The following is a 14203-nucleotide window of genomic DNA, read 5'->3' as shown; positions in this document are numbered from 1 at the left end:
AACAACTATTCCGCGAAGAACATCATTCCAGCATCTCCCAAACACTGCAAAAGTATGAATTTACGCTTTCGTGGTAAGACTTTGTGCGCCACAAAGTTTTTATCAGCCAAAATTGTATTGGTTATGAAAATGACCGCATTTCTGTTACTGGTCGCCTGTTTACATATTAGTGCCAAAGGCGTGTCGCAAAATGTGACGCTGTCGTTGCGAAATGCGCCATTGGGCAGGCTGTTTAAAGAGATTTCGCGCCAAACGGGCGTATCCATCGTATACAAGGAGAAACTGCTTGAAAATACTACACCTATTACCATTAACGTCGACAATGCGCCGATCCGGCAGGTACTTGACGAAGCCTTGAAAAACCAGCCGATTGGTTACACCGTGGAACACAATATGATCATTACGAGATCACGCCCCATTATTGCAGCTCCTGCCGCCCTGGACACACTCATTACCGTTACTGGTAAAGTGAGTGACGAAAAGGCGGCCCGCTGCCGGGGGCTACGGTATTGGTGATGGGCCTGCAACAGGCTACGGTCGTAAGTTCACAGGGAACGTACGTATTGAAGAACGTACCGGTAAATGCAACACTGGTGTTCAGCTACATGGGCTTCACTACGGAAAAGATACCGGTGAATAGACGTGCTGCGATCGACGTTACGTTGAAAGAGGACCGTGCACAGCTGGAACAGGTAGTGGTCGTCGGTTATGGTACCCGCAAACGGAGTGATGTAACGGGGTCGGTATCGTCGATCCCGGCCAGCAGGTTTACGAAACTACCTGTTACCAACGTACTGCAGGCCATGCAGGGCGTAGTGGCCGGGGTAAATATTGCTGCCGGCAGCAACGCGCCGGGAAGAGTGGCATCCTTCAACATCCGCGGACTAAAATCCATTACCGCCAGTAATAATCCGCTCATCGTGCTTGATGGCGCGCCGTTCGGTGGTTCCTTTAATGATATTCCTACTTCTGATATTGCTTCGGTTGATATTTTAAAAGATGTTTCGGCCACGGCGATCTACGGTGCGCGCGGCGCTAATGGCGTGGTGATCATCACCACCAAACGTGGTAAAACCGGTAAGCCTGCTATCAGCTACAGCGGTTACGTGGGTGTCGAAAATCGCGGGAACGTCATGGAGCCGATGAGTCCTGCCCAATATGTGCAGAAGTATGCGGATTACGCGGCGCAATCGGGTATTTCCAATCCCCGGTAGTGCCCAATCTCGCCGAGCAGGCGAACTATGAAAAGGGGCAGTCGGTCAACTGGATGGATGAAATTACACGGCAGGGGATTATCAGCAACCACGAAGTAAATATCTCTGGTGGTACCGAAGCCGTTAAGTACTACCTCTCCGGTGGATACTTTAAAGAAACAGGCGTGCTGAAAGGATATCAATATAACCGCTTCTCTTTGCGCAGCAACCTGGACGCGAATCTTACGCCGTGGCTGAAATCCGGCACCAATGTGTTTTTCACGAATAATAATTATGATGGCGGACAGGCGAACCTGTATATGGCCAGCGTGATGAGTCCTTATGGCGATTTGTACGGCAGCAATGGCAAATACGCCATTTACCCGATGAACCCGGAAACGCTGTACACCAATCCGCTGCTTGGTTTGTACAATCCCCAGCAGAACCGCAGCCGCAACGCAAGTGGCAATACCTATCTCGAATTGTCGCCCTTTATCCGCGGATTAAAATACAAACTGAATTTATCCGGCGCCTTCATTAACGGCGGCACGGCATCATATACCGGCCGCGATATGGGCGACCTGAGAGGTACTGCCAGTGTTGTGAATTCAGAGTCCGTAAACTGGCTGGTAGAGAATATCCTGTCGTACACTAAAACAATTCAGCTGCATAATTTCGACGTAACATTGCTGTACAGTGCGCAGAAAGAAAGATCAAAATCTACCACTGCTAACGCGAATACTTTTATCAATGATGCGCTGACGTATCACAATCTCTCCGCGGCGCAGAACCAGTTCACGGCCTCCACGAACAGCGCGAGCCAGCTGGTATCGCAGATGGCGCGGGTGAACTACAACTACGACAGTCGTTACCTGTTTACCGCTACCGTACGCCACGATGGCTTCTCTGGTTTTGGGGATGGTAATAAATATGGCACGTTCCCCTCAGTGGCGGTAGGCTGGAATTTGTCGAATGAAGCTTTTATGAAAAGTGTGACCGCTGTTAGCAACCTGAAGCTGCGCGCCAGTTATGGTTTAAGCGGTAATATGGGTGTTACACCTTATCGCACCATCAGCCAGTTTGCCACATCTGCCTACATCTATGACGGTGTTACCGCTATTGGCGTTGCACCATCCACGATGGGTAATAAAGATCTCCGTTGGGAAAGCACCAGGGGCTTAACCTCGGGGTAGACTTCGGCCTGCTCGATTCACGATTGAGCGGCAGCATCGAGGTGTACAAAACCAATACTTACGATTTGTTGCTGAGCCGCAGTATTCCTGTGATTTCGGGGTACACCAGTATCCTGGACAACGTGGGCAAAACGGCAAATAAGGGACTCGAGATCAGCATCAATAGCGAAAATATCCGCCGCCGTAATTTCGGCTGGACGACCAACTTTAATATCTCCTTCAACAGGAATGAAATTGTAGACCTGTATGGAGATAATAAAGATGATATCGGGAACAAGCTGTTTATTGGTAAATCACTGAATGCCGTGTATGATTACAGGAAGACAGGTGTGTGGCAGGAAGGGGAGGACTTCTCCAGCGACGCCACTGCGAAGCCCGGCTACCTGAAGTTTGCAGACCTCGATGGCGTAAAAGGAATATCCACGGCTGACCGCACTTACCTGGGCACACAACTGCCGAAGTACCTTGCAGGGTTAACGAACACCTTTACGTACCGCGACTTTACCCTGAATGTATTTCTACAAACATCGCAGGGTGGTTTAAAGCCGAACCCGATTTACGACAACCGTGATCAGAATGGCCGCATTAACCTGCCGGCAGATTTGCCCTACTGGACGGCGCAGAACAAAAACAGCCAGTATGCGTCACTGGCATTCCAGAACCCGCGCGGGTACGAATATCCGGTGTCGTCGTCCTACATCCGCATTAAAGATGTAACCCTGAGTTACAACTTACCGAAAGAGGCTTTGCAACGTTATAAAATTGCTAACATGAACGTGTTCCTGAGCGGCCGTAACCTGGCCACCTTTACCAACTGGATCGGCTGGGACCCCGAGGCGGATCCCTCTGCCCGTGCTCCCCAACAGGAAAGCGGTTATTATCCGCAGGTACGTACCATCATTCTCGGCGTGAATATCGGTTTACAATAATGATCATTTCAAAGCTCATCAACATGAAAAAACAAACCATCATATATCGTGTATGCGCTGCTTTGATGGTGGCCGCTACCTTCAATTCCTGCAAGAAAAGTTTCCTGGATGAGGATTATAAATCCGGTTACTCCGTGGAAGCTATCACCGACGAAAATGGATTTAAAGCCGCTGTCGCGGGATTACAGAACACCTTTCGTACAGATTATTCCAGTATACAAGGGGGCCTGGCCGCGCTGAATATCGGCACCGACATCGCTTCGGGCGGCCAGGTGGTTGGTGCTTACATGTCGCCTTTCCAGGATTACAAACAGTTGATCCCGCAAGATGCTACTTCGAAGTATTGCTGGCAGTGGTGTTACCGCGTGATTAACGGCGCCAATAATATTATACAGGCGGCGTATGCTCCCAAAGCGACTATTACAGCGGCGCAGCGTAACTTGTACGTGGCGGAGGCCAGTTTCTTCCGCGCTTATGCCTATAACTTTTTAGGTACGCTCTTCGGCGGTGTGCCTATTATAACGGAGCCGCTGAGCGCCCCCAAGACAGATTTTGTACGGGCAACGAAGGAGGAGGTAGTTAACCTTGTGATCAGCGACCTGAAATTCGCAACGACCTATCTGCCGGATATTACGAAAGTAGCGTCGCAGGGCCGTATTAACCAGGCAGCGGCCTCCCAGCTGCTGGCCGAAGCATATCTGCGCGCCGGTAAGGGCGACAGTGCCGAATTGGCGACGAAGGCTATTATTGGCGGTAACCAGTTTGCCCTGGTAAAAACCCGTTATGGTATCAAAAGAACGCAGCCGGGTGATGCGTTTTATGACATGTTCCTGTATGGCAATCAACGCCGCAGCCAGGGCAACACCGAATCTATCTGGGTAGTGGAACAGCAGTACCTGGTAAACGGTGGCGGCCTGCCCGCCGACAATACCGGTGATCAACACCGCCGCGAATGGGTGCCTTTTTATAAACGTATCGGGTATGCTGGTGGCAGATTCTCTTGGCGGCCGTGGTATCGGGCGTATCCGTCCGACCAACTGGTGGGTGTACCAGTTATACGAAGCGAAAGATATGCGCAATTCACCATATAACCTTCGTCGCTATTACTATTATAACAATCCTTCCAGCGCCAAATATGGCCAGCGGGTGGTGCTGACGGGCAACCTGGATACCATGCAGAATGCGTACGCACACAACACTAAATGGTATTACAGTGAAGCGAGCGATGTGCTGGTGACCAATACCTACAAAGACCGCATCATGATGCGCCTGGCGGAAACCTACCTGTTGCAGGCCGAAGCCCAGCTGATGCAGGGGCACACGGACGATGCCGCTGCCAGCATTAACGAGGTACGGCGTCGTGCGGGCGTAGATGATATTACCGGCGCCAATGTAACGCTGGACTTTATCCTGGACGAAAGGGCGCGGGAGCTTACGGGTGAGGAGAACCGGCGGCTGACGCTGATGCGTACCGGCAAACTGGTAGACCGGACGAAGTTATACAACCCGGTGGCGGGTCCTACGATAGCGCCACACAACAACCTGCTACCTATTCCACAATCGGAGATCGACCTGAATAAGGATGCGAAACTGGAGCAGAACCCGGATTACAAGAAATAACAGGACGGGGCCTTATCAAGAGAAATTTGTTGATGGTCGCGGAAATCCTTCAGGCGAGAATTCTCTCCATGTAGCCGGCGCCGGAAAGCTAATGCACGCCAGCAACACGGATCGAAGAACATGTTATGCCGTACTGCCTTCGGGCGGTGCGGCATCGTTGTTTTTAGCCCCAGCCCTTTGTTAACCTTAAGGTAACACGCACCCATATAAAAATCCCCGCCGAAATGTGTCTTTTTATGTGAACAGGGATATACCGGTTATGAGCCAGCATGTAGATGAACTTTTATGGGAATATATCCGGCAGGATGATCACAAGGCATTTGAGGTGCTGTTTGTAAAGTATTACAAAGAGCTCACCAATGTGGCTTTCTATTACAACAGTAACAGCGAGGAAGCCGAAGAAATCGCCGCCGACGTGCTGCACAGCCTGTGGCAGAAGCGCGCCACGCTGGAAATCGCCAGCAGCCTGAAGGCCTACCTGAACGTAGCCACCCGGAATGCGACATTCAATATCCTCCGGAAAAAGATGTTGGTGATGGAAACTCTCACCGAATCTGTGGCCAATGAGCATAGTACGGATGCCGTAGACCACCGGAATCCAAAGATATAGAACAGGGCATACAGCGGGCGCTGAGCCAGCTCACGGCGCGGCAACGCGAAATATTCCGGCTGCATCGCTTCCAGGGTTATCATGCCGCTGAAATCGCGCAGCTGTTACAGCTTTCGGAAGGGACCGTGAATTTTCAGCTGCATAAGGCGAACAAAAAGCTGAAAGAACATTTTAAGGGATTATTAAAACGAACCGGCCAATTTTCAGCATAGTGAAACAAGCACAGGACCATATAGACTGGACGCTGGTATACGCCATACTTGCCGGTGAGGCGGACGAGCAGCAGGAGGCGCAGTGGCGCGAATTGTTTCTCACGCAGGAACGTTACCGCAATCTTTACGAGGAGCTGAAACCTTCGTTCCTGGCGGCGGAAGCCGATCCCCGTACCGTGCAGCGCTTACAGTTCATTTCCCGCCTGCACGAAACACCCACGCCGGCGCCTGCGAAAGTCAAACGTTTTCCTTACTGGCAGGCGGCGGCTATATTGTTCGTTTGCTGTGGCATTGCCGCTTACTTGTCGGGACTGAAACCGATGCCCGCGCCGCAAACTGTAACCTGGCAACAGATTAAAGCCGGTACAGGCAGGCTTACCACGGTAACCTTCCCGGAAGGTTCCACAGTACGATTATCTCCGCTGAGCACCATTCGCTTTCCCAACCAGTTTGCCGGTGGCTTGCGCGAAGTGTACCTCCATGGTGAAGGCTATTTCAGCGTGAAGAAAAATAATGATCCATTCCTGGTGCATGCGGGCGATATTACCACCCGTGTGCTGGGTACTGCTTTTAGTATAAATGCCAATGATAATAAAGAAGTGTGCGTAAGCCTCGTAGAAGGTAAAGTGCAGGTACTGAAGGAGTCGGCAGATACTGCACAGTCGCTCGCCGTTTTAATACCGAACCAGTCGCTCCGCTACCAGGCTAAAGACGACAGCTGGGAGGTAAAGCGCTTTACTGCCCAGGAAGCTGCTGTCATAAAAAACGGTGGCATTGTTTTTAAAGCCACGCCTTTAAAAGAAGTGGCGGGACTGCTGGAGAATTACTACGATGTAAAAGTTGTGTTCCAGGACGCGCAGCTCCAGCAATTGCGCTTTTCCAGCATGTTTTCCAAACCCTCGCTGCGGGAAATCCTGCAGGCCGTGAGGGTAGCAAATAAAGTGGATTATATCATACGCGATAGTGTTATCTATCTGAAAAAGAAAATTTAAACAACCTTATATGAAGCAACTGCAAGCCTGCGCTTTCTTAAAGCGTACGGGATTCCTATTGGCCTTTCTGTTTTCGTGTTGCGCACTGCAGGCGCAGTCGAAGCTAAACGACTACAAAGTGTCGCTCCGTCTCAGCAATCGCCCGCTGAAAGAAGCGATTAATAATCTGCAGGAGAATACGGGCCTTGCCTTTACCTATTTTGAAGATGATATTAAACATGCCGCGCCGGTGAGCTTAACCGTCAGCAATGCGCCGCTGAACGAGGTGCTCGATCGCCTGCTGCCCAGCCGTAGCCTGGCAGCCGCGCTGCATGGGAACAAAGTGTTCATCACCGCCGTGCGTAAACCCGAACCGGTGCGTTATGGTGTGGTGAAAGGCTCCGTACGCGATGCCGCGGACCAGGTGCTTCCTTATGCCACTGTGCGCATCCGGGGTACGGAAATGGGCGCCACCGCCGATAAGGACGGAGTGTATTTAATTGCGAATGTTCGTCCCGGTACATATACGATCGTTACCGGTTACATTGGTTTCGGTACTGCCGAAAAGCAGGTAACAGTAGGCAGCGGCGAAACCATGCAGGTGTCGTTTAAGCTGGAATCGCTCACCAAAGCATTGGGCGGCGTAACGATTTCGGGTATCCGCCGTGGTGAGGTGAAGGCGCTGACTTCCATGCGCAATGCGGATAACATCAAGTATGTATTGTCTGCCGAGCAGATTGAAAAGTTCCCGGATAACACGGTGGCCGAATCATTGCAACGAGTACCCGGGGTGGCGGTAGGTTACAGCTATGGTGTAGCGCGTGATGTGATTATCCGTGGCCTCGATCCGACCCGTAATGCCGTAAACATGAACGGCAACCGTGTACCTGCTACCGAAACACAGTCCCGTACCACGGACCTGAACGGTGTATTGTCCAACACCGTGGAAGCCATCGAAATTATCAAAACCCTTACACCAGACCGTGATGCGGATGCTACCGGTGGTGTGATCAATATCATCACGAAAAGTGCGCAGGACGAAAAGCCGGCACTGGCGGGCAAGGTGCTGGTAGGTTATAACGGTCTTACGGAGAAAGCGAATTATGACCTGTCGGCTTCCTACGGTCGCAAGAAAAATAAATTCGGCTACCTGCTGAGCGCGAGCTATTTTCAGAGCACCCGCGGCAGGACCGTATCGATATTTCTTATGATGATTATGAACTCGGAGGTGTGGATACACGTAAGCCGGAAAGCATTACTTACGAAACATTTAAAATTGATCGTAAAAACCTCGGTTTAAACATCGACCTGAATTATGATGCGGGTAAAAACACGAATCTGTACCTGCGTGTGATCTATAACAAATACTATGAGTTCCAGTATTCGGGCAGTGTTGGTAACAGCATTGGAGAATGGAACAGCGCGGACCGGGCTTCCGATATCACCATTTACCGCGATGGCCGCTGGCGCGATTATCACCGCGATATCTTTACCCTGAACTTCGGAGGTAAATCCCTTGCCGGTAAAATGAAAATTGCTTATGATATCAACCTGAATAAAGGTTTGTATGATCAGCCTAAATACTGGAATGCTTCGTTTAACCTCGGTGACCAGTCTGCCCGCATCAACCTCGCCGATCCTTCGCAGCCGGTGCTGACGTACGATGGCGCCGATGCTTCAGACATGTCTAAATACACGACGCGTAACTACATTAACCGTCACGAGCGCGTGGACGATAAGGATGCGCAGGCTTCCTTTAACGCGATCCGCGAGTTTAAACTCGGGAACGAAAACAGGATCGATCTGAAATTCGGTGGCCGTTACCGTTACAAAACCAACGAACGTTTCCGCAACTACTATAACCACGTATTGCTGGCATCCGAAGATGCATTTACCTTGTCGGAGTTCATGTCTGGCTACAAAAGAGACAACTTCCTGAACGACTTCATGAACCTGAATGGCTTTCCTGAAACGGAGCGCATGGAGCAATACTTCCAGGCGAACAAAGGTGAATTTTCGGATGATCCTACTTACACGCGCCAGAACACCGATCCGGATTCCTACGAGGGTAAGGAAGACATGATGGCTGCGTATGTAATGGGTACTCTGAAAACGAATAAGCTGGATCTTGTGGCTGGTGTACGTTTCGAGCGTACTTCGTTCGACTATAAAGGCAACCAGGTATTGCTCGATGAAACCGGTACGTACATTTCTACTACTAAAATCGATAATGGTAACTCCTTTGCGGGTTTCTATCCTTCCCTGAACCTGAAGTATAAGATCAGCAACCGCACCAACCTTCGGGCTGCTGTTACCCGTTCGCTTTCCCGTCCAAACTACTACGATCTTGTGCCCTGGCAGGAAATTGAGAAAAGAAGAAAGCGCATCAACCAGGGTAATCCCGGCCTGGTGGAAGAACCTGCGATCAACTACGACCTCCTGGGCGAGCACTATTTCCAGTCGATCGGTTTGCTGAGCGGTGGCGTGTTTTATAAGGATGTTGATAAAGTGCTGTTCGATTATTCGTATGAGCAGAAAGGTGGCGAATTCGATGGCTATCGCATCAACACAAAAACAAATGGCGGCCGTGGTAAACTGTATGGCTTTGAAGTGGCCTGGCAGCAGCAATTCACGTTCCTGCCCGGTTTCCTGAACGGTTTCGGTATCTATACCAACTACACTTATATCCAGTCTGAGCTGACTACACCCACAGTGGAAACTGCGCGTAAAATCGCTATGCCGGAAATGCGTCCGCATGTGGGTAACGTATCGCTTACGTATGAGAAATATGGATTCTCCGGCCGCGTATCTTCCTACTTTTTCGCCAGCTACCTGACCGAAGTGGGTGATGAAGCGCGTTTCGATGAACATGAACAGGGCCGTACGCAGCTGGACTTCTCCGCTTCTCAACAAATCGGCAAACACTTTAAGTTGACATTGAACCTGAGCAACCTGACCCGCGCGAAACGCAGCGACTACTTTGGCAGCAAAAACTATCCGCTGAATACTTATGTAGATGGCTGGTGGGGCAGTGCAGGGGTGAGCTTCCGTTTTTAATTTTTTAGATTGATACGATACCAGATGATGAAAAAGACGATGTTATGGTTGGGCGTCCTGTTGCCCGCAGTTATACAAGCGCAGGAAATAGCTCCGCTGTTCCCGGCTACGCCGGTGCCGGATCGCATAATCCTCACCTTTGCCGGTGAACCCGCCACCACGCAGGCCGTGACCTGGCGCACCGATTCGCTGACCGCGAAGGGCATTGCGGAACTGAAACCCGCTTCGCCGCATCCATCGCGCGAAGTGACGCCAAAAGTGTTTGATGCCGCTACGCAATTACTGCAACTGCCCGGCGCCACTGCTCATTACCATACGGTGAACTTTACCGGTTTGCAACCTGCCACCGCGTACATGTACCGCGTAGGCGACGGCCGCAACTGGAGCGAGTGGCTGCATTTTAAAACAGCTTCGCGGGGCTTTACGCCTTTTTCTTTTATCTATTTGGGAGATGCGCAAAACGATCATAAAAGTTTGTGGAGCCGCGCCATCCGCGCAGCTTATGCACACGATCCGCATGCCCGTTTCATGATGCATGCCGGCGACCTTTGCAACCGCACGAACGTGGACAGCGAATGGGGAGAGTTCTTTTACGCAGGTGGCTGGATTTACGGGATGATGCCTACGATCGCAACACCCGGTAACCACGAGTACTACCGCGATGAGAATCGTACGCTTACGGTGACTAAACTGTGGCGCCCGATTTTCGCCTTCCCGGAAAATGGTCCCCATGGACTGGAGGAGCGCGCCTATCATGTGGATTATCAGCAAATGCGTATTATTTCCATCTGTTCTCAATCATTCTTGCTGAACAAAGCCGATAGCGTAAGTCAGATGGCCTGGCTGGAGGAGCTGCTGAAAAACAACCCCAACCGCTGGACCGTAGTCACCATGCATCACCCGGTGTTTTCGTCCAAAGAGGGCCGCGACAACAAATCGCTCCGCGACGCGTTGCGCCCGTTGTTCGAGAAGTATCATGTGGACCTGGTGCTGACAGGACATGATCATACTTATGGTCGTGGTATCGGCGAACAGTCGGCCCGCGGCAAAAAGATCAGCCTAACAGGGCCGGTATACCTGACTTCCGTAAGCGGTCCGAAACAGTATGTGCCGGCGTTGGACGGCTGGCAGCAACGCGCGGGGGCTAATACCCAGTTTTACCAGGTGGTGAATGTAGAAGAAAATTTGCTGCGCTATCAATCCTTCACCGTTACCGGCGAGCTGTACGATGCCTTTGATCTCGAGAAGAAAAAAATCCGGGAACGTGCTGATTGACAAGGCGCCGGCCAATCGCGAAATGCTGGACCTGCCGCCTTCTTACATAGAAGAGTTGACGCCGGCACAGCAGGAAGGGTATCAGAAAAAGGTGCAGGAGCATCAGCAGAAATCATCAAAATAAATATCTATCTGCCTGTTTTTCACCCTGTTGCCCGCATGCCGGGCAGCAGGGTGTTTTTTTGCTGTTTACCACCGCCCGCGAAAATTGCTTTCTCCCTGCTTTACCGTAACTTAGTACTTTGGTTTCGAGGAATGTTATGGCAAAGCAAAAGAATAGTCAAAAAGCAGAGATAGCTCCGGTAATTAACAGCGATGAACAGATAGAAGTTTATGGCGCCCGCGAGCACAATCTTAAAAACCTGGACATCAGGATCCCCAAGAATAAACTGGTTGTAATTACCGGCATCAGTGGCAGCGGAAAATCTTCCCTGGCCTTTGATACCATTTATGCGGAAGGACAGCGCCGTTACATGGAAAGCTTTTCCGCCTACGCCCGCCAGTTCATCGGCGATATGGAACGTCCCGATGTGGATAAGATCACGGGTCTTTCCCCGGTGATTTCCATTGAGCAGAAAACAACGAATAAAAATCCCCGCTCTACCGTGGGGACGATCACCGAGATATACGACTTTCTCCGCCTGCTCTACGCCCGTGTAGGCACGGCTTACTCTTACAATACCGGCAAACAGATGACCCGTTTCTCCGAAGAGGAGATCATGGAACACCTGTTCCGCACTGCGAACAAAAAGAAGATCGTGGTGCTGGCGCCGCTGGTGCGTGGCCGTAAAGGTCACTACCGCGAATTGTTTGAGCAGGTGCGTAAACAGGGCTACGTGAAAGTGCGTGTGGATGGCGAAATACAGGACCTGAAGGAACGTATGCAGGTAGATCGTTACAAGATCCACGACATCGAGCTGGTGATAGACCGGCTGCAGGTAATGGAAGATGCGCGGGTGCGCATGAGCCAGAGCGTGCAGAAGGCGCTGACGATGGGTAAGGGTCTGATGTTCGTGATGGACAACGACTCCGGCAAATTGATGCAGTACAGCCGCCAGCTGATGTGTGAGGAAACGGGCCTGTCATACGAAGAGCCTTCGCCAAATACGTTTTCGTTTAACTCGCCGTATGGTGCGTGCCCGCGTTGCAAAGGCCTGGTACCATTTACCAGATCAATATGGACGATGTGATCCCGGACCGTTCGAAATCCATTACGGACGGCGGTATCGTTCCATTAGGCGAATCCCGCGACAGCTTTTCCTTTAAGCAGATACAGACACTTGCGCGCAAACATAAATTTTCCCTCACCGCCCCTATTTCATCCTTACCGGAAAAAGCCCTGAACCTCGTGTTGTTCGGCGATGAAAATGGTAAGCTGGAAGTGGAAGTAGGGGATGATGAGGATGCAGCGGCTACCATGGTGAATTCCGAATACGAGGGCGTGGTGAACATGGTAAGACGGTATTTTAACGACACCTCTTCCGAACACGTGCGCAGCTGGGCCGAAGGGTTCATGCAGCTCAGCGCTTGCCCGGAATGTAACGGCAGCCGTTTAAGAAAGGAAAGTCTCTACTTCAAGATAGATGGTAAAAATATTTCCGAGATCGGGAATATGAACCTGGATAAAATGGCGGTTTGGTTTAGGGACCTTGAAAAACGACTGGATAAGAAACAGAACGTTATCGCCAAAGATATCCTGAAAGAGATCCGCGAACGTACCGGCTTTTTGCTGGACGTAGGGCTTACGTACCTGACCCTGAACCGCGCTACCCGTACGTTGAGCGGTGGCGAATCACAGCGTATCCGCCTGGCTACGCAGATAGGCTCCCAGCTGATGGGCATTACGTACATCCCGGATGAGCCGAGCATTGGTTTGCACCAGCGCGATAACATGCGGCTCATCGATGCATTGCGCAACCTGAAAGAAATGGGCAATACGGTAATTGTGGTTGAGCACGATAAAGACATCATGCTGCACGCCGATTACCTGATCGATATTGGTCCGGGCGCCGGTAAACACGGCGGCCGTATCGTAGCACAGGGCATTCCCGCCGATGTGCTAAAGCTGGATACGCCCACGGCAGGCTACCTGAAAGGTTTGCACGAAACTGGCGAAGTGCCTGTGCGCCGCAAAGGCAATGGCAAAAAGCTGGAGCTGAAAGGGGCTAACGGCAATAACCTGAAAAACGTGGACCTCGTCCTGCCACTCGGCACGTTTATTTGCGTGACCGGTGTTTCCGGCAGCGGCAAATCGACCCTCATCAACGAAACACTGTACCCGATCCTTTCCAAACATGCGTACGACAGCAAGCAGGTGCCGATGCCGTACAAAAGCATCAAAGGATTGGAGCACATCGATAAAGTAATTGAAATAGACCAGTCGCCGATCGGCCGCACACCGCGCAGTAACCCGGCGACCTATTGCGGGTTCTTTACCGATATCCGCACGCTGCTGGCTGCCGTGCCCGAAGCCAAGATCCGCGGGTACAATGCCGGCCGTTTCTCTTTTAATGTGAAAGGTGGCCGCTGCGATGTTTGTGAAGGCGCCGGCGTACGCACCATCGAAATGAACTTTTTGCCCGATGTGTTCGTACACTGCGAAAAATGTAATGGCCGCCGCTACAACCGCGAAACATTAGAGATCCGTTATAAAGGAAAATCCATTTCCGATATGCTGGACATGACGGTGGACGAGGCTGTGGAGTTTTTCCAACCCGTACCTTACATCTACCGCAAAATTAAAACCCTGCAGGATGTGGGCTTAGGGTACATTACCCTGGGACAAAGTGCTGTAACTCTCAGCGGGGGCGAGGCGCAACGTGTAAAGCTGTCTACCGAACTTTCCAAGAAAGATACCGGCAAAACCATTTACATCCTCGATGAACCCACTACGGGGCTGCACTTCCGGACATTCAGCTCCTGTTGGGCGTGTTGAACAAGCTGGTAGACCGCGGCAATACCGTACTGGTGATCGAACATAACCTGGACGTGATCAAAACGGCGGATTACCTCGTAGACCTTGGCCCCGAAGGCGGCGAGGGCGGTGGGCAGATCCTCTGCACCGGTACACCCGAGGAATTGATCAAGTGTAAAGAAAGCCACACGGCCAAGTTCCTTAAACTGGAGTTAAAACGTTAATGCCG

At 51.2% G+C, this 14203-nt stretch carries 13 protein-coding genes and 1 pseudogene; all 14 read left to right on the top strand.

Annotation, left to right across the window (positions count from 1 at the left end):
* The first annotated feature begins 123 nt into the window (after positions 1-123).
* Positions 124-516 carry an STN domain-containing protein gene (locus MKQ70_RS23710; protein ID WP_248074752.1) on the top strand — a complete coding sequence of 131 codons (393 nt, stop codon included), beginning with the start codon at positions 124-126 and terminating at the stop codon, positions 514-516.
* Positions 516-1214 (top strand): TonB-dependent receptor plug domain-containing protein, encoded by a 699-nt coding sequence (locus MKQ70_RS23705; RefSeq protein WP_248074751.1) that lies wholly within the window; start codon positions 516-518, stop codon positions 1212-1214. Before MKQ70_RS23710 ends, MKQ70_RS23705 begins: the two co-directional genes overlap by 1 nt.
* Positions 1214-2386 carry a SusC/RagA family TonB-linked outer membrane protein gene (locus MKQ70_RS23700; RefSeq protein ID WP_248074750.1) on the top strand — a complete coding sequence of 391 codons (1173 nt, stop codon included), beginning with the start codon at positions 1214-1216 and terminating at the stop codon, positions 2384-2386. Before MKQ70_RS23705 ends, MKQ70_RS23700 begins: the two co-directional genes overlap by 1 nt.
* Entirely contained in the window at positions 2353-3315 is a 963-nt protein-coding gene (locus MKQ70_RS23695; protein WP_248074748.1) for a SusC/RagA family TonB-linked outer membrane protein, read from the top strand. The genes MKQ70_RS23700 and MKQ70_RS23695 overlap by 34 nt, the downstream gene beginning before the upstream one ends.
* Positions 3316-3338: 23 nt before the next feature.
* Positions 3339-4406 (top strand): RagB/SusD family nutrient uptake outer membrane protein, encoded by a 1068-nt coding sequence (locus MKQ70_RS23690; RefSeq protein WP_248074746.1) that lies wholly within the window; start codon positions 3339-3341, stop codon positions 4404-4406.
* Positions 4297-4935, top strand: coding sequence for a RagB/SusD family nutrient uptake outer membrane protein (locus MKQ70_RS23685; protein ID WP_248074744.1), 639 nt, complete (start codon positions 4297-4299; stop codon positions 4933-4935). Before MKQ70_RS23690 ends, MKQ70_RS23685 begins: the two co-directional genes overlap by 110 nt.
* A 259-nt stretch (positions 4936-5194) precedes the next feature.
* Complete coding sequence (locus MKQ70_RS23680) at positions 5195-5545, top strand: sigma factor (RefSeq protein ID WP_248074742.1); 351 nt, start codon at positions 5195-5197, stop codon at positions 5543-5545.
* Positions 5542-5757: an RNA polymerase sigma factor gene (locus MKQ70_RS42605; protein WP_372490141.1), complete on the top strand. Its 216-nt coding sequence runs from the start codon at positions 5542-5544 to the stop codon at positions 5755-5757. The genes MKQ70_RS23680 and MKQ70_RS42605 overlap by 4 nt, the downstream gene beginning before the upstream one ends.
* Positions 5757-6749, top strand: coding sequence for a FecR family protein (locus tag MKQ70_RS23675; RefSeq protein ID WP_248074741.1), 993 nt, complete (start codon positions 5757-5759; stop codon positions 6747-6749). Before MKQ70_RS42605 ends, MKQ70_RS23675 begins: the two co-directional genes overlap by 1 nt.
* A 10-nt stretch (positions 6750-6759) precedes the next feature.
* Positions 6760-8028: a TonB-dependent receptor gene (locus tag MKQ70_RS23670; RefSeq protein WP_248074739.1), complete on the top strand. Its 1269-nt coding sequence runs from the start codon at positions 6760-6762 to the stop codon at positions 8026-8028.
* Entirely contained in the window at positions 7959-9785 is a 1827-nt protein-coding gene (locus MKQ70_RS23665) for a TonB-dependent receptor domain-containing protein (RefSeq protein WP_248074738.1), read from the top strand. Before MKQ70_RS23670 ends, MKQ70_RS23665 begins: the two co-directional genes overlap by 70 nt.
* 24 nt (positions 9786-9809) lie before the next feature.
* Complete coding sequence (locus tag MKQ70_RS23660; protein WP_248074737.1) at positions 9810-11060, top strand: purple acid phosphatase family protein; 1251 nt, start codon at positions 9810-9812, stop codon at positions 11058-11060.
* The gene (locus MKQ70_RS39335; RefSeq protein WP_282456683.1) at positions 11050-11184 is read left to right on the top strand and encodes a hypothetical protein; all 135 of its coding nucleotides are present in this window, start codon (positions 11050-11052) and stop codon (positions 11182-11184) included. The genes MKQ70_RS23660 and MKQ70_RS39335 overlap by 11 nt, the downstream gene beginning before the upstream one ends.
* Positions 11185-11320: 136 nt before the next feature.
* Positions 11321-14198 (top strand): annotated as a pseudogene (uvrA, locus tag MKQ70_RS42600) (excinuclease ABC subunit UvrA).
* The last annotated feature ends 5 nt before the right edge of the window (positions 14199-14203 follow it).

The organism is Chitinophaga sedimenti (assembly GCF_023156195.1).
GTDB classification, from domain to species: Bacteria; Bacteroidota; Bacteroidia; order Chitinophagales; family Chitinophagaceae; genus Chitinophaga; species Chitinophaga sedimenti.
The sequence above is the reverse complement of the archived record's forward strand: the minus strand, read 5'-3'. Positions and strand labels throughout refer to the sequence as shown.